The 21422-nt window shown below is 33.6% G+C and carries 20 protein-coding genes and 1 riboswitch; of the genes, 18 read left to right on the forward strand and 2 right to left on the reverse strand.

Annotated features, from left to right (window positions below):
• Positions 1 to 14 precede the first annotated feature (14 nt).
• From BLV37_RS10270 to BLV37_RS10315, 10 genes are all read left to right on the forward strand, one after another.
• Entirely contained in the window at positions 15 to 1172 is a 1158-nt protein-coding gene (locus tag BLV37_RS10270) for an amidohydrolase (RefSeq protein ID WP_091730953.1), read from the forward strand.
• Positions 1173 to 1286: 114 nt separating this feature from the next.
• Positions 1287 to 1404, forward strand: a riboswitch (FMN riboswitch).
• A 230-nt stretch (positions 1405 to 1634) separates the two neighbouring features.
• Positions 1635 to 2237, forward strand: a complete 603-nt coding sequence (locus BLV37_RS10275; protein WP_091730956.1) for an ECF transporter S component — start codon at positions 1635 to 1637, stop codon at positions 2235 to 2237.
• Positions 2238 to 2491: 254 nt separating this feature from the next.
• Entirely contained in the window at positions 2492 to 2980 is a 489-nt protein-coding gene (tsaE, locus tag BLV37_RS10280; protein WP_280140140.1) for a tRNA (adenosine(37)-N6)-threonylcarbamoyltransferase complex ATPase subunit type 1 TsaE, read from the forward strand.
• Positions 2977 to 3699: a tRNA (adenosine(37)-N6)-threonylcarbamoyltransferase complex dimerization subunit type 1 TsaB gene (tsaB, locus tag BLV37_RS10285; protein ID WP_091730960.1), complete on the forward strand. Its 723-nt coding sequence runs from the start codon at positions 2977 to 2979 to the stop codon at positions 3697 to 3699. The genes tsaE and tsaB overlap by 4 nt, the downstream gene beginning before the upstream one ends.
• Positions 3692 to 4138 (forward strand): ribosomal protein S18-alanine N-acetyltransferase, encoded by a 447-nt coding sequence (rimI, locus tag BLV37_RS10290; RefSeq protein WP_091730963.1) that lies wholly within the window; start codon positions 3692 to 3694, stop codon positions 4136 to 4138. The genes tsaB and rimI overlap by 8 nt, the downstream gene beginning before the upstream one ends.
• Positions 4139 to 4268: 130 nt before the next feature.
• Entirely contained in the window at positions 4269 to 5561 is a 1293-nt protein-coding gene (locus tag BLV37_RS10295) for an efflux RND transporter periplasmic adaptor subunit (RefSeq protein ID WP_091730965.1), read from the forward strand.
• Positions 5558 to 6271 carry an ABC transporter ATP-binding protein gene (locus tag BLV37_RS10300; RefSeq protein WP_091730968.1) on the forward strand — a complete coding sequence of 238 codons (714 nt, stop codon included), beginning with the start codon at positions 5558 to 5560 and terminating at the stop codon, positions 6269 to 6271. The genes BLV37_RS10295 and BLV37_RS10300 overlap by 4 nt, the downstream gene beginning before the upstream one ends.
• A gap of 22 nt (positions 6272 to 6293) precedes the next feature.
• Positions 6294 to 7514, forward strand: a complete 1221-nt coding sequence (locus tag BLV37_RS10305; RefSeq protein WP_091730970.1) for an ABC transporter permease — start codon at positions 6294 to 6296, stop codon at positions 7512 to 7514.
• 20 nt (positions 7515 to 7534) lie between these two features.
• Positions 7535 to 8257 (forward strand): Yip1 family protein, encoded by a 723-nt coding sequence (locus BLV37_RS10310; RefSeq protein WP_091730973.1) that lies wholly within the window; start codon positions 7535 to 7537, stop codon positions 8255 to 8257.
• Between the two features lie 131 nt (positions 8258 to 8388).
• Positions 8389 to 8613, forward strand: coding sequence for a hypothetical protein (locus tag BLV37_RS10315; RefSeq protein WP_091730976.1), 225 nt, complete (start codon positions 8389 to 8391; stop codon positions 8611 to 8613).
• A gap of 72 nt (positions 8614 to 8685) precedes the next feature.
• Here BLV37_RS10315 and BLV37_RS15085 read toward each other — a convergent pair whose 3' ends face one another.
• Positions 8686 to 8853, reverse strand: a complete 168-nt coding sequence (locus tag BLV37_RS15085) for a hypothetical protein (protein WP_176967951.1) — start codon at positions 8851 to 8853, stop codon at positions 8686 to 8688.
• Between the two features lie 182 nt (positions 8854 to 9035).
• Between BLV37_RS15085 and tsaD the strand changes: the two genes are divergently transcribed.
• Positions 9036 to 10058 (forward strand): tRNA (adenosine(37)-N6)-threonylcarbamoyltransferase complex transferase subunit TsaD, encoded by a 1023-nt coding sequence (gene tsaD, locus BLV37_RS10320; RefSeq protein ID WP_176967955.1) that lies wholly within the window; start codon positions 9036 to 9038, stop codon positions 10056 to 10058.
• Positions 10059 to 10456: 398 nt separating this feature from the next.
• On the opposite strand, the gene BLV37_RS10325 is transcribed toward tsaD, so the two are convergent.
• Positions 10457 to 12379, reverse strand: a complete 1923-nt coding sequence (locus BLV37_RS10325; RefSeq protein ID WP_091730981.1) for an ABC transporter ATP-binding protein — start codon at positions 12377 to 12379, stop codon at positions 10457 to 10459.
• A gap of 224 nt (positions 12380 to 12603) precedes the next feature.
• Between BLV37_RS10325 and BLV37_RS10330 the strand changes: the two genes are divergently transcribed.
• The 7 genes from BLV37_RS10330 (at position 12604) to BLV37_RS10360 (ending at position 21383) form a co-directional block, all read left to right on the forward strand.
• The gene (locus tag BLV37_RS10330) at positions 12604 to 13242 is read left to right on the forward strand and encodes a redox-sensing transcriptional repressor Rex (protein ID WP_091730984.1); all 639 of its coding nucleotides are present in this window, start codon (positions 12604 to 12606) and stop codon (positions 13240 to 13242) included.
• 542 nt (positions 13243 to 13784) lie between these two features.
• Positions 13785 to 14924 (forward strand): acyl-CoA dehydrogenase, encoded by a 1140-nt coding sequence (locus BLV37_RS10335; RefSeq protein WP_091730986.1) that lies wholly within the window; start codon positions 13785 to 13787, stop codon positions 14922 to 14924.
• Positions 14925 to 14942: 18 nt separating this feature from the next.
• Positions 14943 to 15740 carry an electron transfer flavoprotein subunit beta/FixA family protein gene (locus BLV37_RS10340; RefSeq protein ID WP_091730989.1) on the forward strand — a complete coding sequence of 266 codons (798 nt, stop codon included), beginning with the start codon at positions 14943 to 14945 and terminating at the stop codon, positions 15738 to 15740.
• A 108-nt stretch (positions 15741 to 15848) separates the two neighbouring features.
• Positions 15849 to 17078, forward strand: coding sequence for an electron transfer flavoprotein subunit alpha (locus BLV37_RS10345; RefSeq protein ID WP_091730992.1), 1230 nt, complete (start codon positions 15849 to 15851; stop codon positions 17076 to 17078).
• An 88-nt stretch (positions 17079 to 17166) separates the two neighbouring features.
• Positions 17167 to 18042: an intracellular short-chain-length polyhydroxyalkanoate depolymerase gene (gene phaZ, locus BLV37_RS10350; protein ID WP_091730996.1), complete on the forward strand. Its 876-nt coding sequence runs from the start codon at positions 17167 to 17169 to the stop codon at positions 18040 to 18042.
• A 192-nt stretch (positions 18043 to 18234) separates the two neighbouring features.
• A complete protein-coding gene (locus BLV37_RS10355) occupies positions 18235 to 20271 on the forward strand; it encodes a methyl-accepting chemotaxis protein (protein ID WP_091730999.1) in 2037 nt (678 codons plus the stop codon).
• A 299-nt stretch (positions 20272 to 20570) separates the two neighbouring features.
• On the forward strand, positions 20571 to 21383 hold the full coding sequence (locus BLV37_RS10360; RefSeq protein WP_091731001.1) for an Asp23/Gls24 family envelope stress response protein: 813 nt from the start codon (positions 20571 to 20573) through the stop codon (positions 21381 to 21383).
• Positions 21384 to 21422 lie beyond the last annotated feature (39 nt).

Raw genomic sequence — 21422 nt, forward strand, 5'->3', positions numbered from 1 at the left:
AAGGGGGAATAAAAATGATTTTAATTAAAAATGCAAAAATTTATACTATGGGCTTGGAAGGAATCATTGAAAATGGAAGTATATTAATCGAAAATGGAAAGATAAAAGAAGTTGGCAACGATATAGTTGCTCCGCTTGATGCTGAAGTAATAGATGCAGAGGGAAGACTGGTAACACCAGGCTTTATAGATGCTCACTGCCACCTTGGAATGTGGGAAGATGGAATAGGCTTTGAGGGCAGTGATGGAAATGAGATGGTTGACCCAGTTACTCCACATTTAAGAGCTATAGACGGTATTAATCCAATGGATGTTACATTTAAGGAAGCATATGAAGGTGGGATTACCTGTGTAGCTACTGGACCTGGTAGTGCAAATGTAGTAGGAGGACAATTTGCAGCTATTAAAACCTATGGTAATAGAGTAGACGATATGATAGTAAAAGAGCCTTTAGCTATGAAGATTGCATTTGGTGAAAACCCAAAAAGAGTTTATGATGCACAAAAAAAATCACCGTCTACAAGAATGGCTACTGCAGCAATTCTTAGAGATACTTTGATGAAGACAAAAGAATATATTGAAAATCTTGAGCAATCAAAGGAAAATCCTGTACTAGCTCCTAAATATGATATGAAAATGGAGGCTATGATCAAGGTTATAAAGAAAGAAATTCCTCTAAAGGCACATGCACACAGAGCAGATGATATTTTTACTGCCATAAGAATAGCAAAGGAATTTGATGTAGATATAACTCTTGAGCATTGTACAGAAGGACATTTAATAGCAGACCAGCTCGCAGCAGAAGGTAAATGTGCTATAGTAGGACCTTCGCTTTCAGATAGATCTAAGTTTGAGCTTAGAAATCTTACCTTTGAAACTCCTGCTATTTTGCATAATGCTGGAGTTAAAGTAGCTATTATGACAGACTCTCCTGTGATACCACTTCAATATTTACCACTATGTGCTGGATTAGCAGTAAAAGCAGGATTAGATGAGATGGAAGCATTTAAGTCTATTACTATAAACCCTGCAGAAATACTAGGAATACAGGACAGAGTAGGAAGCATTGAAGTAGGGAAGGATGCAGATATAGTAATATTTGATGGTAATCCACTAACAGATGTAGGCTGTAAGACCTTTGCAACTTTTATAGATGGACAGAGAGTAAAGTAAGTTTCGAGCTCTTAGCTTTTAGCTAACAGCTAACAGCTAGCAACTAACAACTAAATTTTAATTGACAAAATAATTATCCTATGAGATAATGAAAGCGTAAAAAATTAATAAATGTAAAATCTTCAGGGCAGGGTGTAATTCCCGACCGGCGGTATAGTCCGCGAGCTGCTAAAGCAGTTGACTTGGTGTGATTCCAAGACCGACAGTAAAGTCTGGATGAGAGAAGGTTTTAGCTAATGTCTATTTTTGTGGACTAAATTTAGCTATCAAGCCCTGATATATTCTTCAGGGTTTTTTTTATGACCTAACCCGATTTTCCGAACGCTTTTATCGGAAAATCGATGGTAGGTCAAACGCAACGAGCACCAAATTTATGAGAGCGATAGCGAGCAAATAAATTTGAGTTGCGAGACTGCGGCAAATGCCAATTGCTCTGAAGGCAAAAATGGAGGGATGGTATATATGTTAACGGCAAGTAAAAAAATGAGCACAAGAACCATGGTTAAAACATCTGTGTTATCAGTATTGGCATTTTTAATTATGTATTTTGAAATGCCACTATGGTTTACCCCACCTTTTCTAAAGGTTGATCTTAGTGATATCCCTGCACTTATCGGTGCATTTTCACTAGGACCTGTAGCTGGGGTGGTTATTGAGTTAATTAAAAACATACTTAATGTTGCCATTGAAGGCACTACTACTGGAGCAGTTGGAGAACTGGCAAATTTTTTTGTAGGCGGCATATTCGTTTTTGTAGCTGGAGTTATTTATAAAAAGGACAGAACATTTAAGGGTGCTATAATAGGCATGCTTGTTGCGACTGTAGCAATGACTGCTGCGGCTTCTATATTAAATTACTATTTTCTAATACCTTTCTATGCAAAACTATTTGGTGCACCAGTAGAAACATTTGTTGAAATGGGTTCAAAGGTAAATAAATATGTTACAGACTATAGAAGCTTTATATTATTTGGAATAGTACCTTTTAACTTTTTAAAGGGAATAATGGTATCAGCTATTACAATACCTCTATATAAAAGAGTATCACCAATACTTCATAGATAGCAAATTTGAAAAAGCTTAATCCCCCAGACTAGCTTTTTCAAAATCCCGAGGCTCTTCTCTTGTTTCAGAATGACAACCATTTTTGTCACCCTGAAATTAAGTGAAGGGTCTCGTTTTTTATGTCTTATATCCCTTGTATATAGGACATAAACTGGATATAATATTTCTATAAGTAGTAGGAAAATTCTAATTTTTAATGCTTTGATAGAAGCCTTTATAAGGCCATAGAAGGAAGGATGAAAACATTGCTTAAAATGAATATAGACAGTATAAAAGAGACAGAAAATTTAGGACTTATGATAGGAAAACTATTAAAGGGTGGGGAAGTAATATGTATGACAGGAGATTTAGGAGCAGGTAAAACTACCTTAACTCAGTCAATAGCCAAGGGTTTAGATATAGAAGACTATGTTACCAGTCCTACATTTACAATAATAAATGAATATAAGGGTAGATGTGACTTGTATCATTTTGATGTTTATAGAATTGGTGATATTGAAGAAATGTATGATTTAGGATATGAAGAGTACTTTTATTCTGATGGTGTAGCTATTATAGAATGGGCAGATATAATAGAGGAGATTTTACCAGACGAAAGATTAAATATTACTATAAGTAAAAAAGATTACATGGATAGTAGGGAAATAACTATAGAAGGTAAGGGAGATAAGTATTCAAATATTATTAAAGAATTAGAAGAGCTATTTGAAGCTATAGGGAAAAAAGGAGTTGAAAGAATATGAAGGTCTTAGCCATCGATACCTCTAGTACTTCTGCCACATGTGCAATTATTCATGAAGACAAATTGTTAGTAGAATATACTCTTAATCATAAATTAACTCATTCACAAAAAATAATGCCTATTATTCAAGAAGCACTTGAAGGTTGTGAGCTAAAGGTCAGTGATATAGATATATTTGCAGTGGCTAAAGGACCAGGCTCATTTACAGGGTTAAGAATAGGAGTAGCCACCATAAAGGGTCTTGCTCAAGCAGTAAATAAAAGTGTAGTAGGGATACCTACCTTAGATGCACTTGCATTTAATTTGCCTTATTGTGAAGGAATAGTGGTACCTGTAATGGATGCTAGAAGAGATAGAGTGTTTACAGCTATATATAAATGGACAAATGGAAACCTACATATAATAAAAGAACAAACGGTATTAGAAATAGAAGAGCTTATAGATATTCTAAAAGAAAGGCCTGAAACAGTAGTCTTTGTTGGAGATGGAACTCTTGTGTATAAGCAAAGGCTTACTGAAGAATTAGGAGAGAAGGCGAGATTTGCCCCTAAAAGTGCTAACATGGCTAGGGCATCTTCGGTGGCAGAGCTTGCCATGGCTAAGGCTAAGGAAGGAAAGGTAGAAAGCTTTTTGGATTTAGCACCAGATTATTTAAGAGAATCTCAAGCCCAAAGAGAATACAAGGAGAAGCATTCTTTAAGCGGTGATAGAGATGAATGATGTAATTATAAGAGAAATGACTTCTGATGATATAGATGGAGTGCTTTATGTAGAAAGAGAAGTATTCACAACACCATGGACAAGGGAAGCATTTGAAATAGAAATAAATAAGAACGAATTAGCTAGATATATAGTTGCAGAGAAAGAGGGGAAAATAATTGGCTACGGTGGTCTGTGGCTTATACTCGATGAGGGGCATATAACCAATATAGCTGTTTATCCAACCTACAGAGGTCAAGGAATAGGAAACGAAATCGTTGAAAAGCTAATCCATGTATGTGAACAGAGAGGAATATATAACATAACCTTGGAAGTAAGGAAATCAAATTTAATAGCACAATCATTATATAAAAAATATGGTTTTATAGATTGTGGAGTAAGACGTGGCTATTATTCAGATACAAATGAGGATGCGGTTATTATGTGGAGAATTAAATAATCATTTTTATCAGAGGAATTTAAAACCTCTGATTTTTTTAAACTTTATTCTTGAAGTATTTTTAACAATTAAGTAGTCTATTATTATGGTATAGTATATATATGGAATTATTCTAGTAGGAGGTATTGACATGGCAAAAAATAAGAAAAAAGTTGTATTTATAGTTCTTGCAGCTATATTAGGATTAGCTGTTATAACAGCAGGAGTTCTGAAAGCTGTTAATAAAGAAACAAGTGCTAGTACATACGTAACAGTAGTGGAAGTAGAGAAGGAAAATGATTTTGATTCAACTTTGATTACTGAAGGAGTTTTGAAATCAAAGGAACAAAGAAACGTGGTTTCAAGCCTTCCTTATACCATACAAGAAGTGTTTTTAAAAGAAGGGGATAAGGTATCAGAAGGAGATATTCTATTAAAGCTTGATGTGAAGGATTTAGAATATAAAATAAGAACTGCCCAAACTAGTCTTGAAATGGAAAGGCAAAGACTGAAAAACATGGAAAGACAGCTTGAAGAAGGGAACAATACTCTTGAGCTTGAAAAAAGCTTAGAAAATGCAGAATTAGCCTATGAAAATGCCAAGAGCAAATTTGAAAGCTCAAAAACTCTTTATGAAGCAGGAGGCATAAGCAAGGCTATGCTAGATGCAGATGAAGCAAATATGATAACAGCTAAAAATAATTATGAGCTAGCTCAAAAAAGGGTAGAGGATTCTAAAAATAACGAGGACTTAAAAACAAATATAGATATCCAAAGAAAAAATGTAGAGATTCAGGAAATATCTCTTAAATCTCAAAAAGAAGCCCTTGAGGAATCAATTATTAAAAGTCCTATAAATGGAACCATAGTAATATCTAACGCACGAGTTGGCTTACCAGCTACAGCAGCGGCACCTTTATTTGTTATCGAGGACTTAAATAATCTTGAAATAGAAGTTGGCATAGGTGAATATGATATAAGTGAAATAAAAATAGGACAGAAGGTAAAGGTTACTGGAGAAGCATTTAAAGATAAAGAAATGGAAGGAGTAGTATCCTTTATTGCACCGTCAGCAAATGTTGTACCTACTGGTACAGGCAAGGAAACACAAGTTACTGTAAGAATAGATATACTAAATACAGATAATTACTTAAAACCAGGATTTACAGCAAATGTAGCCATTAACACAGCATTTAAAAGCGAAGCCTTGGTTTTACCTTATGAAACAGTTTATGAAAAAAGAGATGGTACTAAGGTAGTGTTTAAGGTAGAAAATAATAAAATAAAAGAGGTACCTGTTAAAATCGGTATACAAGGAGATTTGAAGCAAGAAGTAATTTCTGCAGATATTAACCTAGGTGATAAAATAGTTATTAATCCTACTGAAAAGCTATATGATGACTTAGAGGTTTCAATTTTAAACAGTAAAGGTGAGCAAAAATGATAAAGATAGAAAACCTAGGTAAAATATATGATACAGGTAAGATATCTGTAGAGGCTTTAAAGGAAGTAAATCTCCAAATAGGAAAAGATGAGTTTGTTTCTATAATGGGAGCTTCAGGCTCTGGGAAATCAACACTTATGAATATATTAGGATGCTTAGATAGGCCTACATCAGGAAGGTATACACTAGATGAAGTATCCGTAGAAAATTTAAATGAAGTAGAGCTGGCCGCTATTAGAAATAAAAAAATTGGATTTGTATTTCAATCCTTTAATCTACTGCCTCGAACATCTGCACTTAAAAATGTAGAACTGCCTATGACCTATGCAGGAATATCTAAAAAAGAAAGAAGACAGAAGGCCTTAGAAGTATTAGAAAAGGTAGGTCTAGGAGACAGGGTAGACCATTTGCCTAACGAACTTTCTGGTGGTCAAAAACAAAGAGTAGCCATAGCTAGAGCCCTTGTAAATGATCCTTCTATTCTACTTGCAGATGAGCCTACAGGCAATCTTGACACTAAATCTGGTCAAGAAATAATGTCTATATTTCAACAGCTTAACAGAGAAGGAGTAACAGTAGTATTAGTAACTCATGAACCGGAGATAGCTCAGCATACTAAGAGAATAGTACTATTTAGAGATGGTCGTCTTATTGAGGATAAAAAAGTAAAGGATCAAATTATAATAAGGCCACAGACAGCATTAGAATGATGTATAAAGAGAAGGTGATAGGATGAATTTTTTAGAAAGCTTAGGTTCTGCATTATCAAGTCTTTGGGCAAATAAAATGCGTACTTTTTTGACCATGCTAGGTATAATAATAGGTATAGCTTCTGTAATAACTATAGTATCATTGGGGCAAGGCAGCCAGGCTCAGATAGGAAATGAGTTTGAAAAGATAGGAGCTAATTTAGTAGCTGTATATACTAATTGGTCAAAGGATTTAAATAGAAATGATTACTTTGACGAAGAGGATATGAAAACTATCCGAAGAGTATTTGAAGACAAAATAACAGGAGTATCTGTTGTGTTAGGCTCCAATGGTACTGCTGTTAAAGGCCGAAATAATGCTCCAGTCAGCATATACGGCGTAACTGAAGATTATAATAGGATGACTACTATAGACCTTGTAGATGGAAGATTCTTATTAGAATCAGATACAAAGGGAAGTAGAAGAGTGGCTATAATAGATGAGAAGCTTGCAGATAAAATATTTAAAAGAAAAGATGTTTTAGGGGAAAACTTAATAATAGATACAGGAGCCTCAAAGCTATCCTTAACTATTATTGGTATATATAAAACTCCAGGCGGGACTTTAGAAAATCTTGCCCAACAGTTTATAGGAGATACTACTACCCTTTATGTCCCATATACTATGATGAGAAGTCTAGGCTATGGAGACAGATATAGTCAATTTCAAATTAATATTGCTGACAACAAGAAAATAGATGAGGTTAGTAAAGAGATAATTAGTCTATTAGAAAGAAGACATAAAAATGTTGGAAAAGACTTTTATCTTTACCAAAGTGCTCAGCAGCAGATGGATATGATGAATAATGTGCTCAATATGTTAGCTAGCGTAGTAGGTGCTATAGCTGCAATATCCCTTTTAGTTGGAGGTATTGGTGTTATGAATATAATGCTAGTATCCGTAACAGAAAGAACTAGAGAAATAGGTATAAGAAAAGCAATAGGAGCTACTAGAAGAGATATATTAGTTCAGTTTTTAGTAGAAGCCATGATAGTATCAGGAACTGGAGGACTTATTGGAACCATCCTTGGACTTACTATACAGAGTATAATATCAATGTCCATTGGAATACCACCATCTGCATCTATAGGCACTATACTAATGGCAGTATTGTTTTCGGCTGCAGTAGGGATTTTCTTTGGAATGTATCCTGCAAACAAGGCTGCAAAGCTTGATCCTATTGAAGCTTTAAGATATGAATAAAATAGAAGGGGAGTGTTAAAATGACAGAAAACATTAATCAAAATGGAATTGAAGTAAAACCACTTAACTGGTGGGAAAGATTAAAGTATATTTTCATTAGCCCAAGTAAAGCCTTTGAAAATCTAAAGCACCATCCAAGAATTTTATTTCCTATGCTTGTAATATTAATAGGTGTATTGCTTTTATCACTACCAACGGTTAATATGATGAAGGTAGTAATTAAAGAAGCTGCCCTTGAGCAGTATGCAAGAATGGGAATAGAGATGCCAGAAGGCTTTGATTCGCTTATGGGTATTCAGGTTTACACAACTATTATATTTACGGTCATTGCCATAGCAGCAGTTTGGCTAGTTAAAAGTGCACTAATAAATGCATTTTCAGGTTTTGTAAATGGAACTGGCACATTTAAGCAAGCATTTTCAATAATTATATATTCTTATTTCCCTGTTTTTTTAGGAACTATTATTAAAACAGTTCTAACATTAATCACTAAGCAACCTAATATTGTTACTTCTCTTGCTGTATTTCTACCAGATTCACAAGCAACTACATTCTTATATCTTCTTTTAGGTAACTTGGATATATTTGTCATTTGGTATCAAATACTTGCTATAATAGGTATATCAAAGGTATATGGTATAAATAAGAAAAGCTCTGCTGTATTAGTTTTAGGCACTTGGATTGTATTTATATTGATTACATCAGGCTTAGGAGCAGTCGGAACAAAGCTAGCAGGATTTTAGCTATTTTTAGTTCTTAGCTAACAACCAACAACACAGGTCATTTGATCTGTGTTTTTTTGTGTGTAAAAATCTAAAAAATACAGATAATAAAATAAGACTATTTTAAATATAAATTCTCTGGAGGTATAGATATGGCTAGTAAAGAACAGCTTAGAAAGGTTGCTAACAACTGTAGCAGACATAGATACACATTTGATGATGAAAGACTAAGGTCTTCAGTAAACCCTTATGGATATGTAGAGAAAAGCTGTGAAAATTGTATCCATTTTACAAAGGAACATGAATGTGACATAGATTTAGTTGATGAAATTTTATCTAATTTGGCTATGGAACTGGATTATGATGAGTGGAAATAGGTAAAAATTTCGGGCAGACACGATAAAGTCTGCCCTACTAATATCTTTTTCAAAAAACACCCAAACTGATTTTTATTTTAATTTTGGCTCTCTGTCATGAATGTTTTTTTGTTCTGTTGGCTTATCTTTTACAGTCATCATAAGAGCATAATCTCCATAGCTTATGTCTTTCAGCATGCCATCAGACAATACATTATAAGAAGAAAACTTCCAATAAAAAGGTCTTCTATTATTACTCATGACATCACCTCTAGAGATATCTTTTGCTTTTTAGAGCCATAATATTAGCTTAAGATTTAGGATAAATTCTATTAATATGGTAATATGAATTTTATAAGGATATAATATATGATAGAATAATGAGGTTAATTGTAATATAAACAAGGAAATACATAATGTGAGGGATGAATATGGAAAATAAAATACAAAAGGATATTATTACGCTTGCTATTGAAACCTCCTGTGACGAAACAGCAGCAGCAGTCTTAAAGAACGGAAGAGAAGTATTGTCCAATATAATATCGTCTCAAATAGAAATACATAAAAAGTTTGGGGGAGTAGTTCCAGAGGTAGCCTCAAGAAAGCATATTGAAAACATTAATATAATAATACAGGATGCATTAGATAAAGCAGGAGTAACTTTAGACGAGGTTGACAATATAGGAGTAACCTATGGTCCAGGCCTTGTGGGAGCACTTCTCGTAGGTATATCAACAGCAAAAGCACTTGCATTTGGTAAGGATATTCCTTTAGTTCCAGTGAACCATATAGAAGGACATATATATGCAAATTTTATTGAATTCCCTGAGCTAGAGCCGCCCTTTGTTTGTCTTGTAGTATCAGGTGGACATACACATTTAGTATATATGAAGGATTATGGTGAATATGAGCTTTTAGGTAGAACTAAGGATGATGCAGCAGGAGAAGCCTTTGATAAAATAGCTAGAGCACTGGGATTAGGATATCCAGGTGGTCCACTTATAGACAAGCTAGCAACCAAAGGAGACAAAAATGCAATAGATTTTCCAAGAGTATATCTTGAGGAAGGCAGCTTTGATTTTAGCTTTAGCGGTCTTAAATCAGCAGTATTAAATTATTTAAACAGTCTAAAGCAAAAAGAAATCAGTATACCAGTAGAAGATGTTGCAGCAAGCTTTCAACAATCAGTAATAGAGGTTTTAACCCAAAAAGCTATAAAGGCTGCAAAAAGGATGAAAACTAATACTATAGTAATAGCAGGCGGAGTTGCTGCAAATGAAGGTCTGAGAAACATGCTAAAGGAAAGAGGAAGTGAAGAGGGGCTAGATATTAAATTTCCTTCTAGAATTTTATGCACAGATAATGCAGCGATGATAGGATGTGCAGCATATTATAATTATTTAAAGGGAAATGTAGCAGGATTAGATTTAAATGGGGTTCCAAATTTGAAGCTAGGGGATAAATAATATACTATTTATTAAATGTGGTTAATAATATCCTAGTCTTATATAAAATTAACCATTATGTAGAGTTATTATGTAGACCAAAACTACTGATTTTCGACAAAACTATATCAACAAATTGTTAACAACTTGTCCACATTATTTTATTTGTCTAAATCTACAAACTGTGGATAATGTGGAAATAATACTAGGAACAACCTATAATATCATACAATAATGTGGATAAATATGTGGATTGTGTGTATAAATTGTGGATTATAGGGGAAAATAAAAAATTCAAATTAATAATTTGAAATATATGGGATAAAATCTATTTTTAGTTGTTGACATAATTCGATAAGTTAGCTGTTAGTTATTAGCTAAGAACTAAGAACTAACAACTAACAACTAACAACTAACAACTAAGAACTAGAAAGAGATAATGTTAACCACTGCTCATAAAGCTCCTCTAGGTTTTCCTTTAAATCTAGTATTTCTTGATGGATTTCCTGACTTTTTTCATGATTTGAAAATACATCTGGGTTGCAGAGCTCATTTTCCAGCTCATGTATTCTATTTTCCAGCTCGGAAATATTATTTTCAATGCTCCTTAGCATTTCTCTTTGCTTTTTCTCTAACAGCTTTATATCCTTTTCTCTTTTCTTTTCAGCCTTAAGCTGAGTTCTAGTTTTTTCAACTAAATCCTCCTCATCATCATAGACAGGAGTATTTTTTTTCTCAAGATAATATGAATAATTACCTAGATACTCAGTTACTCCATCATTAGATAAGTCTAGTATTTTATTTGCTACCTTATTTAAGAAATATCTATCATGAGAAATGACCAAAACTGTGCCGTCATAGCTTAGCAGTGCATCTTCTAGTACTTCCTTAGAGTCTATATCCAGATGGTTAGTAGGCTCGTCCATAAGAAGAAAATTTGATCTAGACATCATAAGCTTTATAAGGGCTACTCTACTTTTTTCTCCTCCACTTAAATCAGATATTTCCTTAAAAATATCATCACCAATAAACAAGAACTGTGCAAGTAGAGATCTTATTTGATAATGGTCTAAGGATGGATTTTCATCCCAAATTTCATCTAAAACAGTTTTTTCCCCATTAACATTAGATAATTCTTGATCAAAATAACCTATATTTACATGATGACCTAAGGCTACATTTCCTCCATTAATAGGTATTTTGCCCATAATCATTTTAAAAAGAGTTGTTTTACCTACTCCATTAGGGCCTATGAGTCCTACTCTTTCACCTTTGTATATTTTAAAGCTTACATTTTGAAATAGAGGATTGTCATCAAAGGATTTACTTAAATTTTCAGCAGATAATACATCATTACCGCTTTTAATCTTTGGCTCAAATCTTATTTTTGCTTTCTTATTCTCTCCACTAGGTGAATCTAATTTTTTCATCCTTTCAAGCATCTTTTGTCTACTTTGTGCCTGTCTAATATATCTTTGTCCTCCATAGGACATAAATCTTCTAATGATTTCTTCTTGTCTAGAGATTTCCTTCTGCTGCTCTTCGTATTTTTTTTCTAAAAGCTCTAATTCAACCTTTCTTTTATTCATAAAGCTAGAGTAATTTCCATTATATATTTTCAACAATGTTTTTTCTAAATAAAATATTCTACTTACAGTATTATCAAGAAAATATCTATCGTGAGAAATTATTATTGCTGCTCCCTTGTATTCCTTTATATATTTTTCTAGCCAATCTATAGCTTGTATATCTAGATGATTTGTAGGCTCATCTAGAAGAAGGATATCAGGTTTGCTAAGCAGTAGCTTCCCTAACATTACTCTAGCCTTTTGTCCTCCACTTAAATGAGAAACAGACATATTGAGCTGTTCTTCAGTAAAGCCTAATCCTTTTAAAGTTCCTTTTATTTCACTCTTAAAACCATATCCATTTTTATTTTGGAATTCTTCCATTAGGTGGGCATACTCATCCATTAAGCTCCCTAGCAATTGAGATTCTGGATTTTCACCTTCTAAGCTAATACTATGCTCTAGTTCCCTTAGTTTTTTCTCCATTTCTATTAATGGAACAAAAACCTCCATTACCTCATCAAAAATAGATTTATTGCTTTCGATTTGAGTATTTTGTTCAAGATAACCTATTCTGCAATCCTTGGATACATAGATTTCACCAGAATCCATAGAGAGCTTCCCAGATAATATATTAAATAAAGTAGATTTTCCAGAGCCATTTAAGCCTACTAGTCCAACTTTTTCATTATCATTTAAGGCAAAAGTAATTTTACTTAGTATTTCATCAACTATATAGCTTTTTGATATATTGCTACATGATAAAACTATCAATATTATCCCCCTCGTCTTTATTAACTAATATAATTTTAACAAAAATAGTTTAAGAATGAAACAATAAGGGAATATATTTTAAGAGAAGGAATATAAATAGAGCAATAATATGGGTAAAACTACTATTTATCAAACCGCACAAATTGACAGAATATTAACCTAATGATATAATAACTAAAAATCTTATATATGAAAATATTGAGTTAAGTAGGTGAATAAAAGATATGGAAAGAGAAAATAAAGTTTCTATGGCAGTTATCAGAAGGCTTCCTAAATACTACAGATATCTTGGAGAATTGTTAGATAAGGATATTACTAGGATTTCATCCCATGAGTTAAGTAATATAACTGGCTTTACAGCTTCACAAATAAGACAAGATTTGAATAATTTTGGGGGCTTTGGTCAACAAGGCTACGGATATAATGTAGAAGAGCTGCATAAACAGTTGGGGAAAATTTTAGGCTTAGAAAAGATTTATAAGGCTGTATTAGTGGGTGCAGGTAATTTAGGTCAGGCAGTAGCAAATTATAAAGGCTTTGAGGATGCTGGATTTAAGCTGTTGGCTTTATTTGATAAAAATCCTAAGCTCATTGGCTTAAAGATTAGAGACATTGAAATACTAGATGTAGATAATGTTGAAGAATTTATTTCTAAAAATGAAGTTGAAATAGGGATTATAACTACTCCTAAGGAGCATGCTCAAAGTGTAGCTGATAAATTTGTTAAAAGTAATATAAAGGGCATATGGAACTTTGCCCCTACAGATTTAAAAGTTCCAGAAGACATTGTAGTGGAAAACGTCCATTTAAATGAAAGCTTATTTATACTGTCATATATGTACAAAGAAAAGAACGAAAAGTAAAAGTGTCCAAATAAAACACAGGGCATGTATAGAAAATGTACAAAATTGAAGAAATTGAACAATTATTATCAGAAATATACACATAAAAAAAGACTATCTCTAAGATAGTTTTTTTTATGTGATAAAATTAAGCTGATAAACAAATAATTTTTATATAGTAATTAATATTGATGGAATAAAGGACAAGCCTTGCAAATACAAGCTTTATCAAGGGTAATAAGGGACAAGAATGAAGGGTATTAAGAAAATGTAAGATAAAAAATTAACAAACCTTGTGGAAAAATTTTAGTCAAAGGAGTATAATTATAATGATGGCAAGAATATTGCATATTTAATTTGTTATAACGAATGGGAAAGTTATACTTTTAAATCTTTATTTAAAGAACTTGACCTAATGAGTTTTAAGCAGATTGCAAAACTGGAGATTTTGTGCAATTCGCTTATGTAGTGGCTTAACAAAAGCTACCTCATTAGCATTTTTATAGGGGCTTTTGTTATAAAATTATCAATAATATATTTATATATAATGAGGAGGGAAAACAATGAATTTCAGTTTAACTAAGGAACAGGAAATGATAAGAAAAGTTATGAGGGAGTTTGCAGAAAAGGAAATAAAGCCTTTAGCTGCAGAAATTGATGAAACAGAAAGATTCCCTAGGGAAAGTGTAGAAAAAATGGCAAGGTATAATATGTTAAGTATTCCTATACCTGAAGAGTATGGTGGAGCAGGTGGAGATGATTTAGCCTATGCCATAGCTGTAGAAGAGCTTTCAAGAGTATGTGGAACGACAGGAGTAATATTGTCTGCACATACGTCACTTGGATGCTGGCCTATACAAAAGTATGGTACAGAAGAACAAAAACAAAAATATTTGATTCCAATGGCGAAAGGCGAATATTTAGGAGCTTTTGGTCTTACTGAGCCAAATGCAGGTACAGATGCTGCAGGTCAACAAACTGTTGCAGTACTTGATGGTGATAATTATATTCTAAATGGAACTAAAATATTTATAACTAATGGTGGTCAGGCAGATGTATACATAATATTTGCCATGACTGACAAGTCTAAGGGTACAAGAGGAATAAGCGCTTTTATTGTTGAAAAGGACTTTCCAGGATTTAAAATAGGTAAAAAGGAAAACAAATTGGGTATTAGAGCTTCTGCTACTACTGAGCTAGTGTTTGAAAATTGTATTGTGCCAAAAGAAAACCTACTAGGTGAAATAGGAAAGGGCTTTAAAATAGCCATGACTACTCTTGATGGCGGTAGAATAGGAATAGGTGCACAAGCACTAGGAATAGCTCAAGGAGCACTAGATGAAGCAGTTAAATTTGTTAAGGAAAGACAGCAATTTGGTAGAGCAATAGGGCAATTCCAAGGAATCCAGTGGATGATTGCAGATATGGCAACTAAGGTTGAGGCTGCTAGATTGATGGTGTACAATGCAGCTTATAGAAAATCAGCAGGTTTAGAATATGGTAATGCAGCTGCAATGGCTAAGCTGTTTGCCTCAGAAGCAGCGATGGAAGTGACTACTATGGCTGTACAGCTACATGGAGGCTATGGTTATACTAGAGATTACCCTGTTGAGAGAATGATGAGAGATGCTAAGATAACTGAAATATATGAGGGTACTTCGCAGGTTCAAAAAATGGTAATATCAGCAAATGCCTTAAGATAGAAAAGGAGTGAAAATGCTATGAGAATAATTGTATGTGTAAAACAAGTTCCTGATACTAATGAGGTTAGAATAGATCCAGTAAAGGGTACACTCATTCGTGAGGGTGTCCCAAGTATTATTAATCCAGATGATAAAAATGCATTAGAAGAAGCATTAAAGATAAAAGATACTCATGATGATGTTGAGGTAATAGTTCTTTCCATGGGACCACCTCAAGCAAGAGAAGCATTAAGAGAAGCAATAGCTATGGGAGCAGATGAGGCAATACTATTGAGTGATAGAGCCTTTGCAGGAGCTGATACATGGGCTACATCTATTACTCTTGCTTCTGCAATTGAGAAAATAGGAAGCTACGACATAATATTCTGTGGTAGACAAGCAATAGATGGAGATACTGCGCAGGTTGGACCACAAATAGGAGAACATTTAGGATTACCTCAAATAACTTATGTAGAAAATCTAGAAATAAACGGGAAAAGCATTACTGCACAAAGATCATTGGAGGACGGCTATTATGTAGTGAAGTCAGATATGCCAGTTCTTCTTACTGCAATTAAAGAATTAAATAATCCTAGATATCCTTCTGTAAAAGGAATATATAAATCATATAGAGATGAAGAAAAACTGATCAAAGTTTGGACAGTAGAAGATATAGATGTGGATAGAGAGCAAATAGGGCTTAAAGGCTCTCCAACTCAAGTGAAAAGGTCATTCACTCCTGAATCAAGAAAAACAGGAGGCGAAATGCTACAAGGCAACCCAAGTGAAGTAGCGAGACAATTTGTTGTAAGATTAAAAGAGAGACAGATAATATAGATTTGTAGGAAAGAAATACAATAGGAATATGGGCTCACTTCTATGAACAATTCTATTGTATTTTAAATAGTAACTTGAAACACAATTTCTTATGTTGAGGTGATAATAATGGCTGTTAAGGTAATAGAAGATAAATGTACTGGATGTTCAGTATGTGTTAGTGCTTGTCCCTTTGATGCTATAGAGATGAAAGGTGATACAGCTTTTATAACAGAAAGCTGTACATCCTGTGGTGTTTGTATAGAAGAATGTGCTTTTGAAGCTATAATCAAAGAAGAAGAAGCTAAGGCCGAAGTTAAAGATATATCTAAATATAAGGGCGTTTGGGTATTCGCAGAGCAAAGAGAAGGAAAGCTATTAAATGTAGCAGTAGAGCTTTTAGGAGAAGGAAGAAGAATAGCTGACGAGTTAGGAGTTAATCTAACAGCAGTATTGTTAGGGAATAATATAGATGATGTAGCTCAAAGACTAGTAAAATATGGGGCAGATGAAGTATTATATGCTGAAAATGGACTATTAGAAGTATATACAACAGATGGATATACAAAGGTTATAACAGAGCTAATCAATGAAAGAAAACCAGAAATAATGCTAATAGGCGCTACTAACATTGGTAGAGATTTAGGACCTAGACTTTCTGCAAGAGTCCATACAGGCTTGACGGCAGACTGTACAAGACTTGAAATAGATAAGGAAGACAAAAAACTACTTATGACTAGACCTGCATTTGGTGGAAATCTAATGGCTACTATTATTTGTCCTGACCATAGACCACAAATGTCAACAGTTAGACCAGGAGTAATGGAAAGAGCCAAGTATGATGAAAATAGAACAGGAAAAATCGAGAAAGTAAATATTAGATTAGAGAAGGAAGATATAAAGGCAGTTGTTGAGAAAGTAGTAAAATCAGGAAAGGCAGAAGTTCCACTAGAGGAATCAAAAATAATAGTAGCTGGAGGAAGAGGACTAGGAACTCGAGAAGGCTTTGAGCTAGTTGAAAAGCTAGCAGAAAAGCTTGGTGGAGTTGTTGGTGCTTCTAGAGCTACTGTTGATGTAGGCTGGATTGAACATTCTCATCAAGTAGGCCAGACAGGTAAAACTGTAAGACCTAATCTTTATATTGCATGTGGCATTTCAGGAGCTATTCAACACTTAGCAGGAATGCAGGATGCAAAATGTATAATAGCAATAAATAAAAATCCTGATGCGCCAATATTTAAAATCGCAGATTATGGTATAGTAGGAGATGTAAACGAAATCATTCCAGCAATGCTAGAGGCATTAGATAATGTAGATGATATAGTAGCTGCTGTAAAAGCTGTAGGAGAAAATGCATAATATAATGTAAAAATAATCGGCAAGTAATTGTTTTTATTTTAACAATTACTTGCCGATTTTAATAATTATTCTAGAAGGAAGGGATATTATGAAAAACATAGAGTTAAGAAAAGTGAAGCTACCAAATGGGGAAACCTACCGGTATAGGTATTGTTCAGGTGGGGAAAAAAACATATTGTTAATTCATGGTAACCTTGCTACATCTAAATATTATGACGAGCTTATGGAGGCTTTGCCAGAGGATTACACTATTTATGCCGTAGATATGAGAGGATTTGGAGCTTCAACCTACAATACTCCTATAAGCTCCTTAAGGGATATTGCAGAAGATATTAAACTATTTGCAGACGAACTGGATTTACATAAATTTGATTTAGTAGGCTGGTCAACGGGTGGAGCAGTCAGCATGCATTTTACTGCTAATTATGGACATATGGTTAATAGATTATTTTTATTAGCCTCTGCAGGTGCTTTAGGCTACCCTTCATATAGAATAGATGAAAATGGAAATAGAATTTTACTTAGAACTAAAGAAGAAATAGCTATTGATCCAGCCAAGGTCGGATTTTTAAAAGCAATAGAGAACAAGGATAAGGAATTCTATAAAAAAATATTTGATGCATATATATTTTCCCACAGAAAACCTGAGCCTAATAAATATGATGAATATCTAGAGGATAGCTTAAAGCAACAAAATATTGTAGATATATATTATAGCTTAGGAAGCTTTAATATAACAGATGATTTTAATGGTATTAGCATGGGAACAGGAGAAATAAAAAATATAAAAGTTCCAACTGCAGTAATACAAGGAGAAGAAGATAAGCTAGTAACCTTACAAATGGCACAAAGTATAGAAGATGGAATTGGCAAAAATGCAAAGATGATACTTCTTAAGGACAGCGGTCATACTCCTTTCTTTGATAAATTAGATGAGGTAGTTAAAATAATAACTGAGTTTTAATAAAAAAAGATAAATATTAAATAAACCATAGCATTTACAAAAAAACATAAATGCTATGGTTTTTCTATCTTTAAGAAAAACAATATTCAGAAAATTCTCAAAACATTTCTTCTAAGATATATAATTTAGAGATATGGGGGTATAGATAGAAAAAAGGTCTTAATTGTCAAATTATATGAAAGGGGGATTAGTGTGAAAGGAAAAAAGAATAGAACTAAGGATAATCTCAATAAAAGCTTTGTGCTAGGCCTTAGAGGGAAGCTGATTATCATATTTATTTTAGTCATAACTATTCCGATAGTGGTCTTAGGTGCAGGAGCATATTTAACATCTACATCTGTGGTCAAAAGCCAATTTGAGGAATTGACTAAAAGCTTAGGAGATGAAGTTAATAGAGCCATAGATACATATTTTCACAGCTTTGAAGAAAGTGTTGAGTATATGGGAAAGGAGTCAAACGTTCAGTCTATATACTCTAACCTAGATTCTAGGATATGGATGCTAAAAAGCTTTGAGAACTATATTAACAACTACACAGATGTAGCTAATATTTATTTAGGTACTGAAAAAGGCGATATGTTTGTATATCCTAAAGCAACCCTACCGCCAGGCTTTGATCCTAGAAAAAGGGACTGGTATATTGAGGCAGTTAAGAATAATAAAGCAACCTGGATTGACCCCTATATAGATACTGCAACTAAGGAAATAGTAATATCAGTTGGAGTTCCGGTCTATGACACACGGAACAAATTGATTGGAGTACTAGGCATAGATATTAAATTAGAAACATTATCGGATATAATTACTAATATTAAAGTGGGGCAAACAGGATATCCTATTTTATACGATAGGGAAGGAATCATATTAGTTCATAAAAATAAGGATTTAGTCGGCAATACATCAACAGTTCCAAAGCTCCATGAAGCAATTAAGGCAGGAGATGTAGAATTTTTAGAATATGATTTTAATGAAAATGGAACTATTAAAAAGAAGTTTGCAACTATAAATGTTTTAAACAGGCTGGATTGGAGGATAGCATCAAGTGTTTACTTAGATGAAATATCAGGTCATACCAAAAGACTACTAACAAGTACTATACTTATAGGCGGCGTATCTCTTATGGTGGCTATGATTGTTGCTATTTTACTTGCAAGGTCCATAACTAATCCAATAAAATCCTTAACTCAAAGCATGGAAAGAATGAAGGAAGGGGATTTTACAATAAAGTCTAAAATTACTACAAAAGATGAAATTGGATTACTAAGTGAGAGCTTTAACATAATGACGGAAAATCTTTCAAGATTTGTAAGGATGATTCAAGATGTATCAATAGACGTTACAAATGCCTCCCAAAATCTAGCAGCTACTTCAGAGGAAACCAGTGCATCCTCAGAGGAGGTAGCTAGAACTGTAGAGGAAATTGCAAAGGGGGCTTCAGAGCAAGCCCAGGATTCAGAAAGAGGAGTTATGCTGGTATCTGACCTTGCAGTTAAGTTTGCAGAGCTTACACACAACTCTGATGATATGCTAAAGTCTGCTAAGGAGGTCATGGATACAAGCATATCTAGCGTAGCTATAGTTGAAGAGCTACAGAAAAAAACTGAATTGAACAATATAGGGACAAATGAAATAGAGAAGGAAATATTAAATCTACATGAAAGAATAAAGTTTATAGGAGATATACTCCAGACCATAGATTCAATAGCTGAACAAACTAATCTCCTGGCATTAAACGCTTCTATAGAAGCTGCTAGAGCAGGTGAACATGGTAAGGGCTTCGCTGTAGTTGCTGAAGAAATTAGAAAGCTAGCCTTTGATTCAAGAGAATCATCAGACAGAATTAAAGATATTATAGTATCGATACAAGCTGAAAGTGAAAAAACTGTAAATTCTATGAATGGTGTTAAAAAAAGAACAGATGAGCAGACTAAAGCCGTTCATGAAGTCAATAGTGCCTTTACTCACATATCTAATTCTATAGATGAAATAGCTCAAAAGATTGAGCTTATTACAGATTATGTGGGAAATATGAATAGGGATAAAGACAAGATAGTAGAAGCAATTGAAAACATATCCTCTGTATCTGAGGAAACAGCAGCAGCATCTGAAGAAGTAACTGCTTCAATGCAGCAGCAATCTATGGCAGTAACTGAGGTGGCAGAGGCAGCAAATAAGCTAAGCGAGCTAGCCATAAAGCTAAACAATGAAATAAGCAGATTTAAGATATAAGCGACCAGTTTGGTCGCTTTAGTCTGTAGACAAAGTCTCAAAACACTCGTTCCCTTCAAGTTTTGATACCTTCACGCTTGTAAAAATACAGGAAACCAACGAACGCTCCGCTAAAATCCATGGTTTCCAATACGTATTTTTACTTCGCTAGAAGGTATTTCAAAACTTTCAGAGTCACTCTACATTTTGAGACTTTGTAGTATATAGTCTGTGGCCACCAGTTTGGTCGCTTTTCATTGTATAAAGAAGATAATCTATGATAAAATATATTTGTGGACTAACATGATGGGGGAATTTATATGGAAATAGTAGCATTAGTTGGACAAAGTGGTAGTGGAAAAAGCTATAAGGCGATAATGTTAGCTAAAGAGAAAAGCATAGAGTATATTATAGATGATGGACTCCTAATAAAAGGCAATAAAATAGTTGCAGGTAAATCTGCAAAAAGAGAAAACACAGCAGTAAGTGCCATTAGAAGAGCGGTATTCATGGAATACACTCATAGACAAGAGGTAAAAAAAGCTATAGGAGAAAATAAACCCTCAAGAATTCTAATCTTAGGCACATCTGATAGAATGATAGATAAAATTACTAACGCTTTAAAGCTTCCAGATGCAAGTGAAAGAATATATATAGAAAATATTTCAACAGAGGAAGAAATAAACACAGCAAAACAATTTAGAAAAAAAGAGGGAAAGCATGTTATTCCAGTGCCAACCTTTGAAATAAAAAAAGATTTTTCAGGTTATTTCATTGATAGCTTAAAAATATGGAAAAAGAAAGAAGATATTAAAGAACAGGTATTTGAAAAAACTGTAGTTAGACCTACCTTTAGCTATCGAGGTAAATACTATATATCTGATGTGGTTATAAAGGATTTAACTAGGCATGCTGCCAGTAAGGTTATTGGCATATCTAGAGTTTATGGAATACAGATTAAAAATTTAGAGCAGGGAATTATTATAAGCCTTAATGCTGAGATTGTATACGGAAATCCAATAGTACCACTAATATCTCTTATGCAGCATCAGATAATATATGAGGTAGAGAATATGACTTCTTTGAATATTTTAGCCATTAATGTAGATGTGAAAAAAATGATAAAAATGTAACAAATTATCCTTTGTATTTCAGGCTTTTCCATATACTGT

Source organism: Proteiniborus ethanoligenes, from assembly GCF_900107485.1.
Classification (GTDB): domain Bacteria; phylum Bacillota; class Clostridia; order Tissierellales; family Proteiniboraceae; genus Proteiniborus; species Proteiniborus ethanoligenes.